Origin of the sequence: Bacillus pumilus (assembly GCF_038738535.1) — a bacterium.
Classification (GTDB): Bacteria; Bacillota; Bacilli; order Bacillales; family Bacillaceae; genus Bacillus.
Genome location: NZ_CP046128.1, coordinates 3,525,315 through 3,542,321, shown reverse-complemented (window position 1 = coordinate 3,542,321; position 17,007 = coordinate 3,525,315). Strand labels below are relative to the sequence as shown.

The 17,007-nt window shown below is 41.5% G+C and carries 17 protein-coding genes and 1 other annotated feature; of the genes, 15 read left to right on the top strand and 2 right to left on the bottom strand.

Going from position 1 to position 17,007, the window contains the following annotated elements:
* The first annotated feature begins 4 nt into the window (after positions 1-4).
* The 6 genes from walK to GKC25_RS18050 all read left to right on the top strand — a co-directional run bounded on the left by walK (position 5) and on the right by GKC25_RS18050 (position 6,665).
* On the top strand, positions 5-1,843 hold the full coding sequence (gene walK, locus GKC25_RS18075) for a cell wall metabolism sensor histidine kinase WalK (protein ID WP_106042813.1): 1,839 nt from the start codon (positions 5-7) through the stop codon (positions 1,841-1,843).
* Complete coding sequence (gene yycH / locus GKC25_RS18070) at positions 1,833-3,212, top strand: two-component system activity regulator YycH (RefSeq protein ID WP_060597680.1); 1,380 nt, start codon at positions 1,833-1,835, stop codon at positions 3,210-3,212. The genes walK and yycH overlap by 11 nt, the downstream gene beginning before the upstream one ends.
* Positions 3,199-4,062 carry a two-component system regulatory protein YycI gene (locus GKC25_RS18065; RefSeq protein ID WP_106042815.1) on the top strand — a complete coding sequence of 288 codons (864 nt, stop codon included), beginning with the start codon at positions 3,199-3,201 and terminating at the stop codon, positions 4,060-4,062. The genes yycH and GKC25_RS18065 overlap by 14 nt, the downstream gene beginning before the upstream one ends.
* A gap of 6 nt (positions 4,063-4,068) precedes the next feature.
* Complete coding sequence (locus tag GKC25_RS18060; protein WP_034660602.1) at positions 4,069-4,863, top strand: MBL fold metallo-hydrolase; 795 nt, start codon at positions 4,069-4,071, stop codon at positions 4,861-4,863.
* An 81-nt stretch (positions 4,864-4,944) separates the two neighbouring features.
* The gene (locus tag GKC25_RS18055; RefSeq protein WP_425389366.1) at positions 4,945-6,132 is read left to right on the top strand and encodes a S1C family serine protease; all 1,188 of its coding nucleotides are present in this window, start codon (positions 4,945-4,947) and stop codon (positions 6,130-6,132) included.
* A 62-nt stretch (positions 6,133-6,194) separates the two neighbouring features.
* On the top strand, positions 6,195-6,665 hold the full coding sequence (locus GKC25_RS18050) for a GNAT family N-acetyltransferase (RefSeq protein WP_223253272.1): 471 nt from the start codon (positions 6,195-6,197) through the stop codon (positions 6,663-6,665).
* A 39-nt stretch (positions 6,666-6,704) separates the two neighbouring features.
* On the opposite strand, the gene GKC25_RS18045 is transcribed toward GKC25_RS18050, so the two are convergent.
* Both GKC25_RS18045 and GKC25_RS18040 read right to left on the bottom strand, forming a co-directional pair.
* Positions 6,705-7,586 (bottom strand): ABC transporter ATP-binding protein, encoded by an 882-nt coding sequence (locus tag GKC25_RS18045; RefSeq protein ID WP_034660595.1) that lies wholly within the window; start codon positions 7,584-7,586, stop codon positions 6,705-6,707.
* On the bottom strand, positions 7,587-8,276 hold the full coding sequence (locus GKC25_RS18040; protein ID WP_034660593.1) for an ABC transporter permease subunit: 690 nt from the start codon (positions 8,274-8,276) through the stop codon (positions 7,587-7,589). It abuts the gene before it with no gap.
* A 192-nt stretch (positions 8,277-8,468) separates the two neighbouring features.
* Positions 8,469-8,739, top strand: a binding site (T-box leader).
* A gap of 110 nt (positions 8,740-8,849) precedes the next feature.
* On the opposite strand from GKC25_RS18040, the gene GKC25_RS18035 reads away from it, so the two are divergent.
* From GKC25_RS18035 to GKC25_RS17995, 9 genes are all read left to right on the top strand, one after another.
* Positions 8,850-9,710 carry an SAM hydrolase/SAM-dependent halogenase family protein gene (locus GKC25_RS18035; RefSeq protein WP_034660590.1) on the top strand — a complete coding sequence of 287 codons (861 nt, stop codon included), beginning with the start codon at positions 8,850-8,852 and terminating at the stop codon, positions 9,708-9,710.
* A 14-nt stretch (positions 9,711-9,724) separates the two neighbouring features.
* Entirely contained in the window at positions 9,725-10,282 is a 558-nt protein-coding gene (locus GKC25_RS18030) for an ECF-type riboflavin transporter substrate-binding protein (protein ID WP_012011871.1), read from the top strand.
* 19 nt (positions 10,283-10,301) lie between these two features.
* Entirely contained in the window at positions 10,302-12,017 is a 1,716-nt protein-coding gene (locus GKC25_RS18025; protein ID WP_034660587.1) for an ABC transporter ATP-binding protein, read from the top strand.
* Positions 12,008-12,838: an energy-coupling factor transporter transmembrane component T family protein gene (locus tag GKC25_RS18020; RefSeq protein ID WP_034660585.1), complete on the top strand. Its 831-nt coding sequence runs from the start codon at positions 12,008-12,010 to the stop codon at positions 12,836-12,838. Before GKC25_RS18025 ends, GKC25_RS18020 begins: the two co-directional genes overlap by 10 nt.
* A 161-nt stretch (positions 12,839-12,999) precedes the next feature.
* Positions 13,000-13,170, top strand: coding sequence for a CxxH/CxxC protein (locus GKC25_RS18015; protein ID WP_080869563.1), 171 nt, complete (start codon positions 13,000-13,002; stop codon positions 13,168-13,170).
* A gap of 80 nt (positions 13,171-13,250) precedes the next feature.
* Positions 13,251-13,730, top strand: a complete 480-nt coding sequence (gene rlmH / locus GKC25_RS18010; protein ID WP_034660583.1) for a 23S rRNA (pseudouridine(1915)-N(3))-methyltransferase RlmH — start codon at positions 13,251-13,253, stop codon at positions 13,728-13,730.
* Between the two features lie 69 nt (positions 13,731-13,799).
* The gene (locus GKC25_RS18005) at positions 13,800-14,789 is read left to right on the top strand and encodes a toll/interleukin-1 receptor domain-containing protein (RefSeq protein WP_106031736.1); all 990 of its coding nucleotides are present in this window, start codon (positions 13,800-13,802) and stop codon (positions 14,787-14,789) included.
* 98 nt (positions 14,790-14,887) lie between these two features.
* On the top strand, positions 14,888-16,333 hold the full coding sequence (locus GKC25_RS18000; protein ID WP_222948582.1) for an SIR2 family protein: 1,446 nt from the start codon (positions 14,888-14,890) through the stop codon (positions 16,331-16,333).
* Positions 16,333-16,803: a TIR domain-containing protein gene (locus tag GKC25_RS17995; protein WP_187704268.1), complete on the top strand. Its 471-nt coding sequence runs from the start codon at positions 16,333-16,335 to the stop codon at positions 16,801-16,803. Before GKC25_RS18000 ends, GKC25_RS17995 begins: the two co-directional genes overlap by 1 nt.
* The last annotated feature ends 204 nt before the right edge of the window (positions 16,804-17,007 follow it).

Sequence of the window (17,007 nt, the reverse complement as noted above, 5' to 3'; positions counted from 1 at the left end):
TCTTATGAGTAAAGTAGGTTTTTTTCGCTCGATTCACTTCAAATTGACCTTAATTTACGTGCTGCTGATCATTGTCGCCATGCAGATCATTGGCGTGTACTTTGTGAAGCAGCTAGAGCAGTCCTTAATTAATTCCTATGATAATTCCTTGAATCAGCGAATCTACTCGTTATCGTATTACCTAGAACAAGATTCATCGAAAAGCAAGGCAGAATTAAAAGAGGATGCTCAAAAGATATTAAACGACTTTAACAACAAAGATGAGTCTAATGAAATTTCTGAAGTCAGCTATATTGACGAAAGCAGAGAGGTCATTGCCTCTGTGAATAATGGCAGTCAGGAGATTGCCGGGAAGAAAATCACTGATCAAATCATTAGCCGTATTTTTGCGGTCGGCAAAGACTATGAAAAGAAATTCTATGACCCAGAATCCAATAAACGGGTGCGTATTTCTGCGACAGCCGTGAAAAATGAAAACCAAGAAACCGTCGGTGTGATTTATGTTGTGTCTTCGATGGAGAGCGTGTTTAACCAAATGCGAACCATTAACACCATTTTGGCGACTGGCACACTGATCGCACTTGGGACGACCGCACTGCTTGGTATCTTCATCTTTAGAACAATCACTCATCCTATTTCGGATATGAGAAAGCAAGCGATCGAGCTTGCCAAAGGGAATTTTTCCAGGAAAGTCCGAAAGTATGGACATGACGAGATTGGCCAGCTTGCGACAACCTTTAACCATCTGACGAGAGAGCTGGAGGAAGCGCAGCTCATGACAGAGGGTGAGCGGAAAAAGCTTTCTTCTGTTATTGCCTATATGACGGATGGCGTCATCGCCACGAATCAAAACGGTGCGATTATTCTATTAAACAGCCCCGCATTAGAGCTGTTAAATGTTTCACGTGAAACAGCTCTAGAGATGCCGATTACGTCCTTACTGGGCCTCGAGGAGACGCATACATTTGAAGATTTAGTCGAAAATCAAGATTCCATGCTGATAGAAATTGAACGCGAAGATCAGCTGTCTGTTTTGCGTGTGAATTTCTCAGTCATTCAGAAAGAGCATGGGAAGATTGATGGTTTAATTGCGGTCATTTATGACGTCACAGAGCAGGAGAAAATTGATGCAGAACGCCGTGAATTCGTCGCAAACGTATCACATGAGCTGCGCACACCGCTGACGACGATGCGAAGCTATCTTGAGGCACTGGCTGAAGGGGCAATTGGTGATAAAGAGCTTGCGCCAAGGTTCCTCAGTGTCACGCAAAATGAAACAGAGCGCATGATCCGGCTTGTTAATGACCTGCTGCAGCTGTCTAAGTTCGACAGCAAGGATTATCAATTCAACCGTGAGTGGACGAATTTTATCAGGTTTATCTCATTGGTCATTGATCGTTTTGAAATGACGAAAGAGCAGCATGTCGAGTTTATCCGCAATCTGCCGCAGCGTGAAATATACGTGGAAATTGATCAAGATAAAATCACACAGGTGCTCGATAATATCATTTCCAATGCCATGAAATACTCCCCAGAGGGTGGACATATCACGTTTACCGTTGATCTGGATGAGGAGAATGGCCTTGTGTTATTCAGCGTCAAAGATGAAGGGATCGGTATTCCGAAGAAGGATATGGATAAAATCTTTGAACGTTTTTATCGAGTGGATAAGGCGAGAACAAGAAAGCTTGGCGGAACCGGCCTAGGACTTGCGATTGCAAAAGAAATGGTTCAGGCTCATGGCGGAGATATTTGGGCTGACAGCATTGAAGGAAAAGGAACAACGGTGACCTTTACCCTTCCGTACAATGAAGAACAAGAGGATGATTGGGATGAAGCGTGAGACCTTTAAAACCATAATATTGACAATCCTAATTGCGATCAGTCTTGTGTTTACGTGGAATATTTGGATGTTCCAGCCCGTCATGCAGGACCAGGCAGATGCCGGCACACAGGTCGTGGAAACGAAGAAGATTTCAAGCGACGAGCCTAGAAGTCTCATTGATGTCGTGAAGCCGCGCGAGATGTTCATCCATTCAAATGGGGAGCATTTTAAAGTCGATCAAAAGGAACTCTTTCAAAACTTCTGGAATGATGTGAGCCTTTGGGATGTCAAAGAGATTTCGGATGTGTCGGATCAATATTCTGAGCAGAGATTTAAGAATTTCTTCTATGGAAGCGGAGGACAGGGGAAGACATTGGATCTTGTATTCAATGACTCGATTCCGATTGATATTTTCCAAGCGCTGTTTAAATGGCCGAATAAGTCCATTGAATACAACTCGTTTGATCGGATGATTGTGCCGTTCTCCCAGCAGGACAAGGCCAATAAGAAAGTCTATTTGGTTTCATACAGCAAGGAAACGGTGCTTGAGCTGACAATAGAATCCGCTAACTATCGGAATCTAATGGACAGTATCTCAGCCGCTCAAAACGAGATGCCGCGCTACGATCTCTATACATTCTCAGCTAATTCTAAACGAGATTTCCTCCTTCCGAGAAAGCAAAAGCAGCTTGAAGCGAAAATGTTCTTTATCGAAACGATTAAGACAAGCAAATTCAAGGACGCTCTGTTTACGGACCCGAGTCTTGTGGGCGAGGAGTCTAATTTAAATCGGACAGTGTACACAGATGGCACAAGCCGTCTTGAAGCCAATCAAAAAGACCACCGCATCCAATATCAGCACCGCAATATCAATTCCAGCACCGTTTTCCAAACGGGGGATTTGATCAAGCGAAGTGTGAAGTATTTCAATGATACGGGGAGCTTTACCGATGACTATCAATACTTTGGCATCAACAGCAACCAGCAGCTTTCCTTTAATATGTTTATGGATGGTCTGCCGATCGTCAACAGTACAAAGCATCCATTTGGGATGACCTCTCTTGAAGTACAGTGGGCGAATGATGACATCTTGAATTACAAGCGTCCAAACTATATTCTAGGCAACAAAGCGAGTCAGAGTGAACAGGTCAAGCTGATGAACGGGACAGAGCTGAAGGACTTAATCGTCAAGCAGACGAAATATGATGACCTGGAGAAAATTGAACAAATTTTCCCGGCCTATCAAGCTGCTTCAACCGCATCAGATCAAGATCAAGCGATGTTTGTCTGGCTGGAGCCAGTATGGTGCATGAAATATAACGGCAAAACCGTGATACTATCGCATGATTTGTTGACAGAGGGGAGCGAGAATAATGGAGTGGAATAAGACCAAAACGATCTTTATCCTAGCCTTTCTCGTTCTCGATATCTTTCTAGGTTTTCAATACTTTGAAAAACGATCAACCGATCATTTTGCGATTATTGAAAAAACGGATACGCTGGAAGAAATGAAGGCAGATGGGATCAAATATGGCAATCTATCAGATGAAGCGAAGATTGGATACCGCATTACAGCTGAAAAGAAGCAATATACGAAAAAGGATGTCGACGGATTAGCTGATCAAAAGGCGAAAAGCACATTCCCGAAAACGGACAAAGATGATCCTGTCACACTGCTTGAGATGACCTTCAATAAACCCGTTGCATTGCCAAAAAAGGATATAAAAACAGCGGCGGCAAACCTCGTAAACCAGCGTTTGCTGGATGGGAAGAATTATAAGCTGTGGAGTATTGATGAAGAGACAGGGAAGATCGTCTTTTTCCAAACGTATAAAGGGAAATACATCTTCCAAGAAGGCCTTGATGACACCGAAACCATCGGGAAAATCACCTTAGATGTAAACGATCAAAACGAGGTCGTGTCGTATCAGCAGTCGATGGTGACGTCGATTAATGAAGTGAGAAAAGAAACCCTTGTCCCAGCGCTTGAAACCGTGAAGGACTTATATACACAAAACATGCTGAGCCAAAACACGACCGTGAAAAAGGTAGAGCTTGGCTACTATACGCAATACCCGGGTGCAAGCACGCAGGTCATGGTGCCTGTATGGCGAGTCGAGCTTGAAGGCGTATCAGTTAGTTCAAAGAAAAAGACAGAAGAAGAGTATTTGATCAATGCCATTGATGGCTCAACACTTGATCATATAGAGAAAGATGACAAATCTTCAATGGAGTGAGAGAACATGAGCTTGCAGTTCAGTGTACTAGCGAGCGGAAGTACGGGGAACGCTTTTTATTTAGAAACAGACGAGCATGCCTTTTTAGTGGATGCTGGGTTAAGCGGCAAACAAATGGTCGAGCTGCTTGGTCAAATCGACCGCAAGCCTGAAGATTTGGATGGCATTTTTGTGACACACGAGCACTCAGATCATATTAAAGGGCTCGGTGTCATGGCGAGAAAGTACAAGCTCCCTGTCTATGCAAATGCGAAAACATGGAAGGCGATGGAGTCTCATATCGGGAAGATTGACACAGAGCAAAAATTCCACTTTGATATGGAAACCGTCCAATCCTTTGGCGGTCTCGATGTTGAGTCCTTTGGCGTCTCACATGATGCGGCTGAGCCCATGTTTTACGTGTTCCATTATGGCGGACGCAAACTTGCCCTAATGACGGATACAGGCTATGTGAGTGACCGTATGAAAGGCATCATTCAGTCAGCCAATACATTTGTATTTGAGAGCAATCATGATGTCGGTATGCTGCAAATGGGCCGATACCCGTGGAGCATTAAGCGCAGAATTTTGAGCGATGTCGGACATGTTTCAAATGAAGATGCCGCTCTTGCGATGACCGATGTCATTGGAGATGCCACCTCACGCATTTACTTGGCTCACTTGAGTCAAGACAACAACATGAAGGATTTAGCCCGTATGGCGGTCCAGCAGACACTTGAGATGAAAGGCTTTGTTGTCGGGGATGGCTTTGATTTATATGATACGGACCCGAAAAAAGCAACCCCGCTTTGCGCCGTATGATTTTTACAATCGTATGATTAAGATAAGAGCTTCTTACCAACACTATATACATCATCTATTCACTGAAAGGAAGGAAACATAGTGGATTATCGCGATGTAGAGTGGATGCCGAGACGAAGCAGAAAAGGATATTTCCTATCTGGTCTGATCGGTGTATTGGTAGGAGCTTTTTTAATGGGATTCTTTTTCCCCTATGTGTCAGGACAGAGCGGCAGTCCCTTTGGGTGGCAGCAGAACGGAGATGAGCAATCAGCACAGGGCCCTTTAAAGACCGTCAATGTGAACGTCAATGATGCGGTCACGAAAGTCGTATCTAATATGTCGGATACGGTTGTCGGCGTCATTAATATCCAAAAGTCGAGCTTTTGGGAAGAAGGCGGGGAGGCAGGCAGCGGGTCAGGTGTGATTTATAAGAAAAAGGGTGATACCTTTTATATCGTGACCAACCACCATGTCATCAAAGGAGCCAACCAGCTTGAAGTGAGCCTTCAGGATGGGACAAGAATTGGTGCCAATCTTGTTGGAAGCGATCAGCTGATGGATTTAGCGGTTCTCACCGTCAAAAGTGATAAGATCAAGAAGACCGCCGCCTTTGGCAATTCAGATCATGTGAAGCCAGGTGAGCCAGTCATCGCCATTGGAAATCCGTTAGGGCTTGAATTCGCGGGCTCTGTCACACAAGGTGTCATTTCGGGAACGGAACGTGCGATTCCTGTAGACTCGAATGGGGACGGACAGGCGGATTGGAATGCGGAGGTACTGCAAACAGATGCCGCCATCAATCCAGGCAACAGCGGTGGTGCCTTGATCAATATGGACGGAAAAGTGATCGGCATCAACTCAATGAAGATTGCTGAATCAGAGGTAGAAGGCATCGGGCTGTCTATCCCGGCGAATCTAGTCATCCCTGTCATAGAAGATTTAGAGCGCTACGGAGAGGTGAAGCGTCCGTATCTAGGCGTTGGCATGAAATCATTAGCAGATATTGCGAGCTATCACTGGCAGGAAACGTTGAAGCTGCCATCTAAAGTCACATCAGGGGTTGTCGTGATGAGTGTCGAGTCTTTGTCTCCAGCGGGAAAAGCGGGACTAAAAGAGCTGGATGTCGTCACCTCCTTTGATGGCAAGAGTGTACAGAATATCGTAGATCTTCGTAAGTATTTATATCAAAAGAAAGTCGGCGACAAGGTAAAGATGGAGTTTTACCGAAGCGGAAAGAAAAAATCAGTAGAGATCAAACTTTCTCAAACCGACCGATTCGGCGGATGACCAGTTCCTTGATGGGACTGGTTTTTTTTGCATGCTCATCATATGATGGAGGAAAGGGGGCGATGCGATTGGTTACACTACAACCAATGTCACAAACGGATTACGATGTATTGATGGAGAAGGCCATTCAGCGGTACGCAGAAGAAAAGGTACTCGCAGGGACATGGGAAAAGGAAGAATCACTTGCGAACGCAGAAGAGCAATTTGATCGTCTGCTTCCAGAAGGTCTGCAGACAGAGCATCATGAACTATGGAATTTCTTAAATGGGGAAGAAGCGATTGGCTGGGTTTGGCTTTGTTATGACCCGAATCACCCTCAGCAGGAAGGATTCATTTATAACTTTATTTTATTCGAAGCTTATCGAGGAAAAGGCTTTGCAAAGCAGGCTATTGCTGCATTAGAGGGGCAGGCAAAGTCATTAGGAGTGCAGAAACTCTCGCTGCATGTTTTTGCTCACAATCAAATCGCCCGTTCACTGTACGAGAAGACCGGATTTGCAGAAACCGGAATCTATATGAGTAAACCTTTATAAAAAAGAAGAAGTACCGTGCGGATCGCGTACGGTACTTTTTTATGAGGTGCTCATGGCATCCTGAGCCGTGACTCTGTATAAATCGACTTTGCATTTCACGAAAGCGCGGATGATCGATGGGACTTGGGCTTCTGAACGAATCAACAATGAGGTCTCGTCATCACTGATCACAAGATCTGTTCCGACAGTTTGTAAGTACTGCGTGAGAACAGGTTTCACCTCATCATCAATCCACGCATGCTTGAAGGTTGCACGTATGTTTGAGGATGTGATGGTTTTTTCTTGAGGATGAGTATGGGGGGACACTAATTTTCCTTCAGAAATGAATGCCGTTTTGGTACAAATACTATTTGTGAACCTTGGGCGGTCAGCCGTTAAAAAGACGGTTTTCCCTTCATGTTTTAACGTTTCAATGACCTGCTGGATGTGTAAGATCGAATCAGCATCAATATCGGCAAAAGGCTCGTCTAGTAAAATAAATTCGGGCCGATGGGCGATGGCCTGCGCCATTCCGAGCCGCTTCTTCATACCAGGTGTGAAGGTACCGACTTTTTCCTGATGATAGTGATCTAAACCGACAAATTCGAGCAGTTCTTCATAATCACTCGTTTTCTGGCGTGTCCCGGTGATTTTGGATAAGTAGGCAATATGTTCAAGTGCCGTGAGCCCTTCATATAAATCCGTATATTCAGGCAGAACACCGATATGCTGCCTCACCTTTTTTAATGAAGGCATATCCATCATCGTAAACGTACCAGAGGTTGGCCGGGAAATTCCCGTAATGATATTGAAAAACGTCGTCTTACCAGAACCCTTAGGTCCAATGAGTCCGAAGATATCGCCTTGATTGACATCAATGGTAATGTGATCTATCGCGACTTTTGTCCGATATTTTTTTGTGAGCTCTTTTGTATGCAGCATTTAGACATCCCTCCTTTGAAATAGGAGTGCTGTTCCAATGAGTAATACAACGGTTAATGCTGTATTCATGAGTACATAGGTCAGCGGTTCACTCAAGCGCGCATAATAATAAGGCGTCATATATTGGAACCAATGAATCAATCGTTCTGAAGAAAGAACAGATATCATACTGACGATCGGGAAAAGAAAGGAAAACAACATCCCAACAAACATTGATTTCTGCGGTGTTGGAAAGAGCATGGACAAAAATAAAGTACATGAGATACCGACACTGATAAAGGTTAAGATTTTAAACGCATCAGAGAACAGAAAACGATGTGAAATCACCATATTCAGTACGTATGTCGTCATAATGCAGCTAAGCCAAAACAGCATCAGCCCAAGATATTTTCCGATAATAATGTTCAAACGGGTTGTTTTACTGACTAGAAAACGAATGGTTTTTAAATGAATTTCGCGGCTCAAAATATCATGAGACAATAAAAAAATAAGGAAGAAACCAAATAACGACATCACCAGTTCATTCCCAATAGAATAAGGATCCTTTGCCTGCTCCCATTTGTCCTGATGAGCAGCAATAAACGGAAGAGTTGAAACAAAAGTAGATAAAATGAAAATAATAACAATTGTTAAAATGGATTTTGTGCTTTTGAAGAGCTGCTTAAACTCATTCATACAGATGGTCCACACACGCTGTACCTCCCTTCATCTTTATTATACAGCTAGAAAGGAAAGACACCATATCTCGCTCTTTAACATTTGTTTAAATTTTATAAAAAGAAGACTCTTCCAGCATCAGTTGACCCACTTTTGAAAATGTTCAGAAAAATATCTTGATTTATCAAAAAACATCATGTATGATAGCTTTAATTCAAGATAGTTAAACAGGCAATGACGAGAGAAAGTACAATCATCAATTTTTCCACAGAGAGCTTCGGCAGCTGAAAAGAAGCAAAAATAATGATTCGAAAAATGGTCTCTGAGCCTCGTGCTGAACATATCTATGATATTAGTAGGACACGACGAGAGTTGGTACTCGTTATCAAAACCACAGTATATGAGCCAGATTGGAGCTTTGTACTTGTAGAGGCTGTTTAGCGCGAGCAAACAGTAAATAAAGGTGGTACCACGAGACAAATACCTCGTCCTTATGATTCAAAGATAAGGATGGGGTATTTTTTATTGTCCACTTTTTTCATACAAATGTTCAAATGTTCCACGTGAAACACCACATCCATTTTTTCAAATGAAAGGGAGATTGACATGAGTGAACATGCATTGGTTTTACAATCAGATTTCGGCATTGATGATGGAGCAGTCAGCGCAATGTACGGAGTGGCAAATACGGTGAGCAGCAGGATCCGCCTTTTTGATTTAACACACAATATACCGCAGTATGACATTTGGGAGGCATCTTACCGCCTGCTCCAAACCGTCACATACTGGCCGGAAGAGACGGTATTCGTTTCCGTTGTTGACCCAGGCGTTGGGTCAGAGAGAAAGAGTCTTGTCGTCAAAACCACAAGCTCGCACTATATCATTACCCCAGATAACGGGACACTCACGCACGTCGCGCAGGATATTGGCATTGTGGAAGCCCGTTATTTAGATGAAACCATTAACCGGCTGCCGAAGTCGGGAAAATCACATACATTCCATGGGAGAGACATTTACGCATATACAGGGGCGAGAATCGCTTCAGGTGTGATTTCTTTTGAAGAGGTGGGGCCAAAGGCGAATATTGATGATATTATTCACCTTCCAGTCGTACAGGCGTATGCGAAAGAAGAAGTCATCACAGGGACGATTGATATTTTAGACGTGAGGTTCGGAAACCTATGGACAAACATTCATCACACGTTATTTGAACAGCTTTCAATTAATTACGGCGATGCAATAGAAGTTACCATTGCCAACGGGCCGAAAAATGTGTATAAAAATATCATGACCTATGGACGATCTTTTGCCGATTTAAAGGTAGGCGAACCACTCGTATATGTCAATTCACTCGACCATTTAGGCGTGGCGATCAATCAAGGGTCATTTGCAAAGGCTTATAACATCGGTACAGGCACAGGCTGGCGCCTTTCGATTCGCAAAGCTCCGCGCATTATATACGAATAAGAGGAGGAAACATCATGGCAGGTAAACAACTTTCAACGAAAACTGTCGTTGCCATCGGAATTGGCGCAGCCGTCTTTGTCATTTTAGGACGCTTCGTCTCCATTCCAACTGGGATTCCGAATACACAAATTGAGACATCATACGCATTCCTTGCATTAATGGCTGTGCTTTTTGGTCCTGTTGCAGGCGCACTGATTGGGTTTATTGGTCATCTCATTAAAGATGCCACCACATTCGGCCCTTGGTGGAGCTGGATTATCGTTTCAGGTGTTGTTGGGTTATTGATTGGCTTCATTTCTAACCGTTTAAAAGTAGAAGAGGGCGACTTTGGCTGGAAGAAGATCACGCTTTTCAACGCCGTACAAGCAGGTGCGCAGGCATTAGGCTGGTTTGTCATTGCTCCTGTACTCGACATTGTGATCTATGCAGAACCTGCGAACAAAGTATTTGTTCAAGGCATCGTGGCAGGGATCTCGAACATCATCACAGTCGGTGTACTAGGAACCATCATCATTGCGGCTTATGCGAAAACGAGAAGCAAAAGCGGCAGTCTATCGAAAGAAACATCATGAAGCAAGGTGGAACACATAAATGAAGAAACCGATGATTCAATTCGAACATTTCGGATTCAAGTATCGCAGTCAGGCAGAACCGACATTGAAAGATATCAACCTGACCATCTATGAAGGGGAAAAAGTCCTCATCGCAGGCCCGTCTGGATCGGGAAAAAGCACGCTAGCCCATTGTATCAATGGGCTAGTTCCTGCGTCTTATAAAGGTTCTATGGAAGGAAGTCTTCACATCGGCGGGAAGAATGCAGAGAAAGAGAACATTTTTTCCCTTTCACAGCTCGTCGGAACGGTGCTGCAGGACCCTGATGGACAATTTATCGGGCTGACCGTTGGAGAAGACATCGCGTTTGCTCTTGAAAATGATCAAGTCACACGCGAAGAAATGAAAACACGTGTCGAAGAAGCGGCAAGATTAACAGAGGTGGACGGCAAGCTGGCATCGTCCGTACATGAGCTGTCAGGCGGTCAAAAACAACGTGTCGCCATTGCGGGCGTACTTGTCAACGATGTCGACATTTTGCTGTTTGATGAACCACTTGCAAGCCTTGATCCGTCTACAGGCAAAGAAGTGATCGACCTTATCGATCGACTGCAAAAAGAAACGAAAAAAACCGTCGTGATGGTCGAGCACCGGTTAGAGGACGTCCTCTTCCGTCATGTCGACCGCATCATCGTCGTCAATGACGGCACGATTGCAGCGGATATGACACCAGATGAATTGCTCGCCTCAAATGTATTAGAAGCGGCATATTTGCGCGAGCCTTTATATGTAAAGGCCATGAAATATGCAGGCATTCCAGTTACACCGGGAGATCAGATAGCTAATTTACAGCATCTCACCTTAAATGACGAGGAAAAAGAGAAAATCGAGCAGTGGATGGAAGCGTCTGAGCCGTCAGTAGAGCAGATTGCATCGCAGGATTTACTAGAGGTGCGTGAGCTGAGCTTTGACTATCCGACAAGACCAAACACGCTGAGCAACATCTCCTTTACCGTCAAAAAAGGAGAAATGATCAGCATCGCTGGAGCCAATGGCGCAGGCAAGACGACATTGTCCAAGGTGCTCTGCGCGTTTGAAAAGCCAACGAAAGGGACAATTCATCTGAATGGCGATGACATCACAGGAGACACAATCAAACAGCGTTCTGAACGAATCGGCGTTGTCATGCAAAACCCAAATCAAATGATTTCAAAACAAATGATCTTTGATGAAGTCGCACTCGGTCTCGTTTTAAGAGGCGTAAAGGAAGACGACATCAAGGAACGGGTGGAGCGGGTTCTAAAAGTATGCGGCTTATATCCATTTCGGAACTGGCCGATTTCAGCCCTCAGCTTCGGACAGAAAAAACGCGTCACCATCGCATCAATTCTTGTATTAGAGCCAGAAATCATCATTTTAGATGAGCCAACCGCAGGACAGGATTTTAAACATTACACAGAGATGATGACGTTTTTAGAGCAATTAAATCAGCAGGGTGTCACGATCTTCATGATCACCCATGATATGCATTTGATGCTCGAATACACGACAAGAACCATTGTCATTTCAGATGGAGAAAAAATCGCAGATGATACCCCAGCCAAAGTGCTGACAGATCAACTGCTTGTCCAAAAGGCGAGCTTAAAGGAAACATCGCTGTACGAACTGGCACTGAAAGCAGACTGGCCAAATCCAAATGAACTCGTGGATCGCTTCATTGAGGTTGACAGAAAGGAACGAATGACATGGCTGTAGACATGCTGTCCTATATCGATCGCCCGTCGCCGATTCATCGGCTGACAGGTGCAACCAAACTCATTTGCTTTATCCTCTGGTCATCCGCAGCGATGCTCACGTATGATACAGGCATTTTAGTCTTTATGCTAGCCGCCAGTATCGTATTCTTTCAGCTATCGAACGTGCGATTTCGTGATATTTCCTTCGTGGTGATTGTCCTGGCGATTTTCCTAGTCATCAACAACATCGCTATTTACATCTTTGCGCCCCAGCAAGGAGTCGCCATCTACGGAGCAAAGCATGAGCTGTTTCATATTGCAGGCTGGTACAACGTCACACTGGAACAGCTTTTCTATCAATTGAATATTACGCTGAAATATGTGACCGTCATGCCAGCAGCGCTTTTGTTTATCGTCACAACGAATCCAAGTGAATTTGCCTCATCGCTCAGCCGAATCGGGGTCAGCTACCGGATTTCCTATGCTGTCGCGATTGCTTTACGCTATATTCCAGATATTCAGCGGGATTTTCGAACGATAGCGATTTCTCAGCAAGCAAGAGGAATTGATTTATCGAAGAATGAAAAACTGGGGAAACGGATTAAAAATGCGCTGTCGATTGTGATGCCGCTGATTTTCTCCAGCTTGGAGCGGATTGAAACGATCAGCAATGCGATGGAGCTGCGCGGATTTGGAAAGCATAAAAAGCGCACATGGTTCACGGCGAAAGACTTTCAAAAAGCAGATTATGCTGCGTTATTGTTTGTTGGTGTGGTACTCATCGTGTCGCTTGTGATTACATTTGTTAGAGGAACGAGATTTTATAATCCATTTTTATAGAAAGAAGCCTTCACAGAAGTGGAGGCTTCTTTGTTTGGTTTGTGGATAAAAGGTGTGGGAAATGGCAAAAGACTATTAACATGTGAATAAATCGGTTATATTGAACAATGAGCGAAACACTTGTAAATAACCAGACAACATATTGGAGGAATCAGAAACTTATGAACAAAACATTATATGCTTGTGCAGAACACATAGAAACCGTATTAGACATGTACATAGATGATCACGAACTGCCACCAGAATTCAGAAAAATCGAACATACACACAGTTTATCCACAACCTGTGAATTGTGCGATGAACCTGCAATATATATAGTGGGGAACGAATGATCGGACACAAAATACACAAATTTTATCCACAATTGTTGATAACTTATATGAATAACTTGTTCTTAAGGTGGGGATGACCTGTGAATATATCAATTATCACAGTAGGAAAATTAAAAGAGAAATATTTAAAACAAGGCATAGCCGAATACACAAAGCGATTACAAGCCTATGCGAAAATCGACATCATTGAGCTCGCAGACGAAAAAGCACCCGAACACCTCAGCGATCAAGACATGAAAATCATCAAAGACAAAGAAGGCGAACGCATCCTAAGCAAAATCAACCCAGACGCCCACGTCATCGCCCTCGCCATCGAAGGAAAAATGAAAAGTTCCGAAGAATTAGCCGATACAATAGATAAGCTGGCAACATACGGAAAAAGCAAGGTATGTTTCGTCATAGGCGGATCCCTCGGATTAAGCGACGCCGTCATGCAGCGTGCGAATGAGAAGCTGTCGTTTTCGAAAATGACGTTCCCGCATCAGTTGATGAGGCTGGTGCTGGTGGAGCAGATTTATCGGGCGTTTCGGATTGTGCGGGGGGAGCCTTATCATAAGTAAGTGAGGAATTAAATTCCTATATTAACTATATTTAGTAGTACTTAAATAATTAAAAAGAGGGAATGTTATTTGGAAAAAGTTAAAGCAGAATTAAAAGCAGATTTAATTTATTTTGTGAAAAAAAGGGGTTTCTCTATAAGTGGAAATGCCCTAAATATTTTAATGAATGCTGAAGAAATTTGCTATAAAAGAAATATGGCTTTTTTTCCTTCAGATTTGTTATTACCATTAATCACAATGTACGCCGATTTTGCAGAAATAATTGATAAGTATGGTGGTAACTCTATATTAGCAATTAAAGATATTAAGAGAACATTAGATAATGATAGTAATTTTAAAGTGCGTGATCCTTATTTTGTTGATAATTACTCTGTAAAAGAAAATAGTAATTACCGATACCTAATAATAGACAAATGTATAAAAAATGCTAATAACAATAATCGTTCCGAAATAAGCGAGGCTGAAATTATTTTATCAGTTCTGGATCTTCATGAAGAGGAGTTTCCCGTATTAACTAATGGAACAATTGAGGATATTAAGTTCCATACACCATTTATTACATTATCGCATATAATTATAGAAAACAGTGAAAATTTGTGGGTAAAATTTGATGATATTAGATGGGAATTATCAAATTCCAATAAAAGAAATTATGATATTGCTTTATCATTTGCAGGAGAGGATAGGAAAATAGCTGAGGATATAGCAGAATTTTTAACTAATTCAGGTAAGAGAGTATTCTATGATAATTTCGAAAAATCTAATTTATGGGGAAAAGATTTGTATGCTTATTTAAGTGAGATTTACGGAGAAAGGGCAAAATATTGTTTAATGATAGTTTCAAAAAGTTATGCAAAAGAGCACTGGCCAAACTTCGAACGACAAGCAGCTCAGGCAAAAGCATTGAAGGAAAATCAAGAGTATATTTTACCTTTAAGGCTTGATGATACAGAGGTTCCAGGTCTTTTACCTACAACGGGATATATTGATTTTAGAAACACAACTACAAGTGAAGTTGTTAATTTGATTATAAAGAAAATATCGGACAATTCAATTTAAGCGATAAAATTGGTTTATTGAAATTTGTTACTGTAAAGTTGAGTTTTATATTTTTTAGCTTCCTTATTATTAGTAAATAAATTAGGAGATAGTTTATTATGAGTATATCTATAGCAATGTTTGAAAAAGCAGTATTAAAAGAACTTCGTAATAATAACTTAGCTATTTTTGCCGGAGCAGGACTTTCGAGGGGATCAGGTTTTGTTGATTGGCGAGGATTGCTTAGTGATGTTGCTTCTGAATTAGACTTGGATATTAATAAAGAATTTGATTTAGTTTCAGTAGCTCAATATCATTTTAATGCAAATGGTAGACAAACTATCAATGAGGCGATTGTAGAAGAGTTTCAAAGAACGGCAGAAAGAAATGTAAATATGGATATTTTATCTCGACTACCTATTGATACTTATTGGACTACAAACTATGATTCGATTATTGAAGATACTTTGGGTGATAAAGGAAAAACAGTAGATAAAAAAATTAGCCAAAGTCAGATGAAAAATTATAAGCCTAACCGGGATGTTGTTGTTTATAAAATGCATGGTGATAAGGAATTTCCAGATGATGCTGTTATAACGAGAGATGATTATGAAAAATATGACAGTGAAAGAACTTTATTTACCACACAACTTAAAGGTGAACTTATATCTAAAACTTTTATATTTATAGGTTTTAGCTTTGAAGACCCAAATCTAGAACAAATTTTAAGTAAAATTCGTGTAGACTTACTAGGAAACAGTCCTAAAAATCATTACTGTTTCTTTAGAAGAGTTAATAGGTCGGATAGTCGATACAAAAATCCCGATGGTTCCATTAATGAGGAAGAATTTAATTACGACAGGGTTAAGCAAGATTTGAAAATCAGAGACCTTAAAAGATATGGTATTAATTCAGTTCTTATTGAAGAGTACACAGATATTACAAATATATTAATCAATATTGAAAAAAAGTTTAAAGTAAATAAAGTATTTATTTCTGGTAGCGTCGAAAATTATGGGAATTACTCTGTCGAGGAAGCTAAAGGCTTATTACATAATCTTTCTAAGTCTCTTGTTGCTAATAACCACCATATTATATCGGGGTTCGGCTTGGGAGTAGGCAGTTATGTAATAAATGGTGCACTTGAAGAAATATTTGAGAATAAGGGAAAGAAAATTAATGAATATCTAACATTACGTCCATTTCCTCAATCAGCTTCGGGAGAAAAGTCGCTAAAAGAGCTTTGGACGGAGTATAGAAAAGAAATGATAGACGATGCGGGTGTGATGATTTTCTTATTTGGTAATAAGTTAGTGGATGCTGAAGTAGTTCATGCAAATGGAATGTTAGAAGAATTCCACATTGCAAGAGATACTGGAAAATACATTATACCTATCAGTTCAACAGGTTATGTAACAGAAGCGATTTATAAAGAAGTAAAAAGCGACCTAAAAAGGTATTGGTACTTACAGGATTCGTTAGATGTATTGGAGAAAGAGACCTATCCGAAAAATGTTATTGACGAGGTAATTGCAATAATTGAAAGAATCAGGAAGCGGGTATAATGGCGAGAAAGGTGTTTTTTAGTTTTCATTACGAAAGAGATGCATGGAGAGCTGGGCAGGTTAGAAACTCTAACATAACCCAAGCAATTAAGGGCTATTTGGATGCAGCAGAATGGGAAGAAGTAAAAAGAAAAGGTGATAAAGCAATTAGTGGCTGGATAGACGAACAGTTAAAAGGTACTTCTGTTACTGTAGTACTTATTGGAAAAGAGACATCAAATATAAAATGGGTAAATTATGAAATTGAAAAGGGTAATGGTTTGTTAGGAATTTACATTCACCGCCTAAAAAATCAAGATGGAGAAAAGGATACTAAAGGAGATAATCCTCTAGATAATTATTATATAACTGTTGATGGGAAACAAAAGAAAGCTTCAACTGTATTTAATACTTACTATTGGGATTTGGACAAGGGTTACGAAAATTTTTCTGATTGGATTGAAGAAGCTGCAGATATTGCAGGTAGATAACCTAATTATTAATTTAGGTATGTAAAAACTGAAACTTAAGTTTACACCATCAACCTGATGGTGTTTTTCTTTTTAGTAAAAGGCTTTTCAATAATGTTGGAGATGTATTTGGCTATGTTTAATATCAAGAAACCTCATTTAGATACATCACGGTGAGCCTTATCATAAGTGAATGGGGCCTCTAGTGATTGCAACTTCCCTGAA

Excerpts from the sequence above, each read along its gene's own strand:
- walK (WP_106042813.1), top strand. The coding sequence starts at position 5 with ATGAGTAAAGTAGGTTTTTTTCGCTCGATTCACTTCAAATTGACCTTA.
- yycH (WP_060597680.1), top strand. The coding sequence starts at position 1,833 with ATGAAGCGTGAGACCTTTAAAACCATAATATTGACAATCCTAATTGCG.
- GKC25_RS18065 (WP_106042815.1), top strand. The coding sequence starts at position 3,199 with ATGGAGTGGAATAAGACCAAAACGATCTTTATCCTAGCCTTTCTCGTT.
- GKC25_RS18060 (WP_034660602.1), top strand. The coding sequence starts at position 4,069 with ATGAGCTTGCAGTTCAGTGTACTAGCGAGCGGAAGTACGGGGAACGCT.
- GKC25_RS18050 (WP_223253272.1), top strand. The coding sequence starts at position 6,195 with ATGCGATTGGTTACACTACAACCAATGTCACAAACGGATTACGATGTA.
- GKC25_RS18045 (WP_034660595.1), bottom strand. The coding sequence starts at position 7,586 with ATGCTGCATACAAAAGAGCTCACAAAAAAATATCGGACAAAAGTCGCG.
- GKC25_RS18035 (WP_034660590.1), top strand. The coding sequence starts at position 8,850 with ATGAGTGAACATGCATTGGTTTTACAATCAGATTTCGGCATTGATGAT.
- GKC25_RS18030 (WP_012011871.1), top strand. The coding sequence starts at position 9,725 with ATGGCAGGTAAACAACTTTCAACGAAAACTGTCGTTGCCATCGGAATT.
- GKC25_RS18025 (WP_034660587.1), top strand. The coding sequence starts at position 10,302 with ATGAAGAAACCGATGATTCAATTCGAACATTTCGGATTCAAGTATCGC.
- GKC25_RS18020 (WP_034660585.1), top strand. The coding sequence starts at position 12,008 with ATGGCTGTAGACATGCTGTCCTATATCGATCGCCCGTCGCCGATTCAT.
- GKC25_RS18015 (WP_080869563.1), top strand. The coding sequence starts at position 13,000 with ATGAACAAAACATTATATGCTTGTGCAGAACACATAGAAACCGTATTA.
- GKC25_RS18000 (WP_222948582.1), top strand. The coding sequence starts at position 14,888 with ATGAGTATATCTATAGCAATGTTTGAAAAAGCAGTATTAAAAGAACTT.
- GKC25_RS17995 (WP_187704268.1), top strand. The coding sequence starts at position 16,333 with ATGGCGAGAAAGGTGTTTTTTAGTTTTCATTACGAAAGAGATGCATGG.